This window comes from Streptomyces sp. UNOC14_S4, assembly GCF_020740835.1.
Lineage (GTDB): Bacteria > Actinomycetota > Actinomycetes > Streptomycetales > Streptomycetaceae > Streptomyces.
In genome coordinates, this window is sequence record NZ_JAINFC010000585.1 from 1 (window position 1) to 4,425 (window position 4,425).

General features: G+C 73.7%; 5 protein-coding genes. All 5 read right to left on the bottom strand.

Going from position 1 to position 4,425, the window contains the following annotated elements:
- Positions 1-644 (bottom strand): GntR family transcriptional regulator (locus K6I34_RS32535; RefSeq protein WP_229331633.1); only part of this gene is annotated, 644 nt, incomplete at its 3' end.
- Between the two features lie 55 nt (positions 645-699).
- Positions 700-2,106, bottom strand: coding sequence for an aldehyde dehydrogenase family protein (locus K6I34_RS32540; protein WP_229331636.1), 1,407 nt, complete (start codon positions 2,104-2,106; stop codon positions 700-702).
- 8 nt (positions 2,107-2,114) lie between these two features.
- Positions 2,115-3,119, bottom strand: coding sequence for a proline racemase family protein (locus K6I34_RS32545; protein WP_229331634.1), 1,005 nt, complete (start codon positions 3,117-3,119; stop codon positions 2,115-2,117).
- A gap of 52 nt (positions 3,120-3,171) precedes the next feature.
- A complete protein-coding gene (locus K6I34_RS32550; RefSeq protein WP_229331637.1) occupies positions 3,172-4,080 on the bottom strand; it encodes a dihydrodipicolinate synthase family protein in 909 nt (302 codons plus the stop codon).
- A gap of 80 nt (positions 4,081-4,160) precedes the next feature.
- Positions 4,161-4,425 (bottom strand): (2Fe-2S)-binding protein (locus tag K6I34_RS32555; RefSeq protein WP_229331635.1); only part of this gene is annotated, 265 nt, incomplete at its 5' end.

The following is a 4,425-nucleotide window of genomic DNA, read 5'->3' on the forward strand; positions in this document are numbered from 1 at the left end:
GAGCGGACCTTGCCCAGGTGACGGGACATGCACCTCTCCGCCCCCTTCACGTCGCCCGCCAGCATCAGGCCGAGAAGCTCCAGGTGCTCCTCGGCGGACGGGAGCAGGGCGTCGCGCTCGTCCAGGGCGGTGAGCCCGTACAGGCGGGAGCGCTTGCGCAGGTCGCTCACGGTCTCGACGAGCCGGTCGTTGCCGGAGAGCGCCAGCAGGGAGAGATGGAACCGGCGGTCGGCCTCCAGGTAGCCGATGAGGTCGTGGTCACGGGCGGCCCGCACGATCTGCTCGGCGTCCGGGCGCAGCGCCTCCAACTGCTCGCGGGCGGCGGTGCGGGTGACCCGGCCGACCGTGGGGATCTCGATCAGGGCGCGGATCTCGGTGCACTGGTCGAGGTCGCGTTCGTCGACCTCGGTGATCCGGAATCCCTTGTTGCGGACCGGCTCGACCAGGCCCTCCCGGGCCAGGTCCAGCATGGCCTCGCGCACGGGGGTGGCGGAGATCCCGAAGTCCTCGGCCAGGACCGGTGCCGAGTAGATCCGGCCGGGGCGCAGTTCGCCGGAGATCAGGGCGGCCCGCAGGGCGTGGGCGACCTGGTCGCGGAGCCGCTCCCGGGTGGCGTTGAGGTCGCGCGGTTGCAGGTGCCCCATGGCGGTGTGATCCCTTCGGACCGGAGTGGACCACCACCGTACAATGTCACGTTGTTCACGTGGGTGACAGTGTGTAGGTACGGCTCGACGTGTAGAACTCCAGCCCTGCACGGCCCTGTTCACGGGGGCCGTGGCCGGAGGACTTGGTGCCGCCGAAGGGCAGGTGGAAGTCGACGCCGGTGGTGGGGGCGTTGACGCGGATCATTCCGGTGTCCAGGTGGTCGAGTCCGTGCAGCACCGTGTCCAGGTTCCCGGTGTGGACCGAGGTGACCAGGCCGTACGGAACGGAGTTGGCGATCCGCACCGCGTGGTGCGGATCGTCGGCGGACAGCAGGGCGGCGACGGGGCCGAAGACCTCTTCGCGCAGCAGCCGGTGACCCTCGGGCACCTTCTCCACCAGGGTCGGGGCCGCGTACCAGCCCGGTCCGCCGGGTGCGGGGCCGGTGGCCAGGACGCGCAGCCCCCGGGAGGATTCCTCGGCCCGGTCGCGGGCCTGTCGGCCGATGAGCGGCCCGCACACGGTGGCCGGGTCGGCCGGGTCGCCGACCGGGACGGCGCGCAGTGCCTCCGCCAGCGCTTCGCGCAGCGGGGCGAGGGCCGCGCCGACCGCGATGACACGGCTGGTGGCGGTGCATTTCTGGCCCGCGTATCCGGCGATCGCGGCGGCGATGTGGCCTGCGGCCCGGGCGATGTCGGCGTCCGGCAGGACGATCGCGGCGTTGAGCCCTCCCATCTCGGCCTGTACGGGAACGCCCCGGGCCGTCGCGCGCGCCACCACGGACCGGCCGACGGCCGTCGAGCCGGTGAAGGAGACGACGTCGGCGGCGGCGATCAGGGCATCGCCCTCGGTGGCGCCGCCGGGCAGGACGGTGAACACGGCCGGGGGAAGGGCTTGTCGCACGATCTCGGCGAGGCGCAGGGCGCAGGCGGTGGCCTCGGGGGCGGGCTTGAGGACGGCCGTGTTGCCCGCGGCGAGCGCCGGGGCGGCCTTCCAGCTCGGGATGGCGAAGGGGAAGTTCCACGGGGTGACCAGTCCGGCGACGCCGTACGGCCTGCGCCGGGTGAGCAGCAGTCCGGGGCCCACGGCGGTCTCGTGGACGGTGCCGACGGGTTCGTAGGGGGCCTGGGCGTAGTGGCGCCAGATGGCGGCGGCGCGGGCGACCTCGGCGCGGGCCTCGGCGAGCGGCTTGCCCACCTCGCGTACGGCCAGGGCGGCCAGTTCGTCCGCGGCGGCCTCGATTCCCGTGGCGACCGCGGCGAGCGCGGCCGAGCGGGCGGCCGAGCCGCCCGCCGACCAGCCGGGCCGGGCGGTCCGGGCCCGCTCGACGGCGTCCGCCACCGCGCGGGCCCCGGGAGCCGGGACGCGGAGGATCACGTCGGCCGGGTCGGCGGGGTTGTGCGAGGTGAGGGTGGTGAGGGTGGCGGCGTCGGCGCTCGGAGGAGGAGTCGCGGCAGGAGTCACAGGCGGGGTCACAGGAGGAAACCTCCGGGGAAAGGGTCGTCCGGGTCGAGGAAGTACTGGGCGGTGCCGGTGATCCAGGCGCGGCCGGTGACGGCGGGGACCACGGCGGGCAGCCCGCCGACCGTCGTCTCCCCGGTCAGACGGCCGGTGAACTCCGTGCCGATAAAGGACTCGTTGACGAAGTCGCGGCCCAGCGGCAGCAGGCCGCGCGCGTGCAGCTGCGCCATGCGGGCCGAGGTGCCCGTGCCGCACGGGGAGCGGTCGAACCAGCCGGGGTGGATGGCCATCGCGTGCCGCGAGCGGCGCGCGTCCGAGCCCGGGGCGGCCAGGTAGACGTGCTTCACACCGGCGATCGCCGGCTGCTCGGGGTGCACGGGCCGCTGGGGCGAGGCGTTGATCGCGTCCATGACGGCGAGCCCGGCCGCGAGCAGGTCGTCCTTGCGGGAGCGGTCGAACGGCAGCCCCAGCGCGTCGAGTTCGACGAAGGCGTAGAAGTTCCCGCCGAAGGCGAGGTCGTACGTCACCGTCCCGTGGCCGGGCACCTCGGCCTTGTGGTCGAGTCCCGCGCTGAACGCGGGCACGTTGGTGAGCGTGACGGACCGCGCCGCGCCGTCGCGTACGTGGACGTCGGCGGTCACCAGGCCGGCCGGGGTGTCGAGGCGCACCGTCGTCACGGGTTCGGTCACCGCGACCATGCCCGTCTCGACGAGGACGGTGGCGACCCCGATGGTGCCGTGTCCGCACATCGGGAGCAGCCCGGAGACCTCGATGAAGAGGACGCCGGCATCGGCGTCGGGCCGGGTGGGCGGCTGGAGGATCGCACCGCTCATGGCGGCGTGACCACGCGGCTCGTACATCAGGAGCGTACGGAGGTGGTCGAGGTGCTCGGCGAAGTGCAGCCGCCGCTCGGCCATGGTGGCACCGGGGACCACCCCGACTCCCCCGGTGATCACGCGCGTGGGCATGCCCTCGGTGTGCGAGTCGACTGCGTGGAAGACATGGCGCGTACGCATGGGCTTCCTTTCGGCCGGAGTACCGGAGTACCGGAGTGACGGTGGGAGGTGGTCAGTGGTGTCCGTCGGCGACGGCCTTCTCGGTGGCGGCCCGCACGCCCGCCGCGGCCTCGCCGGTGAGCGGGAGGCGCGGCGGGCGTGCGGGCCCGCCGTGCCGTCCGGCGATGTCCATGGACAGCTTGATCGCCTGGACGAACTCGGTCTTCGTGTCCCAGCGCAGCAGCGGGTGCAGGGACCTGTAGAGCGGGAGGGCCGTGGTGAGGTCGCCCATGGTGGCCGCGCGGTAGAGCTCCGCGCAGGTGGCGGGGAAGGCGTTGGGGTAGCCGGCTATCCAGCCGACGGCGCCTGCCACGGCGAGTTCCAGCAGGACGTCGTCCGCGCCGATCAGCAGATCGAGCTGCGGGGCGAGTTCGGCGATCTCGTACGCCCGGCGGACGTCGCCGCTGAACTCCTTCACGGCGACGATGCTGCCGTCCTGGTGCAGCCGGGCGAGCAGGGCGGGGGTGAGGTCGACCTTGGTGTCGGTGGGGTTGTTGTACGCGACGACCGGTACCCCCGCCCGGGCGACTTCGGCGTAGTGGGCGCGTACGGCCCGTTCGTCGGCCCGGTAGGTGTTCGGGGGCAGCAGCAGGACCGAGCCGCAGCCCGCCGCGGCCGCTTGCTCCGCCCAGCGGCGGGATTCGGCGCTGCCGTAGGCGGAGACGCCGGGCATGACCCGTGCCCCGTCCCCCGCCGCCTCGACGGCGACTTCGACGAGCCGGGCGCGCTCCTCGTCGGTGAGGGTCTGGTACTCGCCGAGCGAGCCGTTGGGGACGACGCCGTCGCAGCCGTTGGCGGTCAGCCAGCGGACGTGCTCGGCGTAGGCGTCGTGGTCGACGGACAGGTCGTCGCGCAGGGGCAGGGCGGTGGCGACCATGATGCCGCGCCAGGGGCGGCCGTTGTTCCAGTCGGTGGCGGTCATCTCGACGAACCTCTCTTCAAAGATATGGATCTCCAAAGGTGTGGACATGTCGCTGATCGGCGGGGCCGCCGACGGGAGGGCTACGGCCCGGGCCGGTCGCGCGGTGGCGTGACGTCGTCCGGTTCGCCGAGCGCGGCGAGCGCCGAGAGCGGGACCGGCACGGCGAACGGCCGCCGCTCGGCAGGGGGTTCAGGGGTGCCGTCGCGTGCCGCGAGACAGGCGACGGCCGTCCCGCACATCCGCCCCTGGCACCACCCCATACCGGCCCGGGTGAGGAGCTTGACGGTCCGTTCGTCCCGTGCCCCCAGCCCGTCGACCGCTTCCCGGACGCGCCCGGCGGTGACC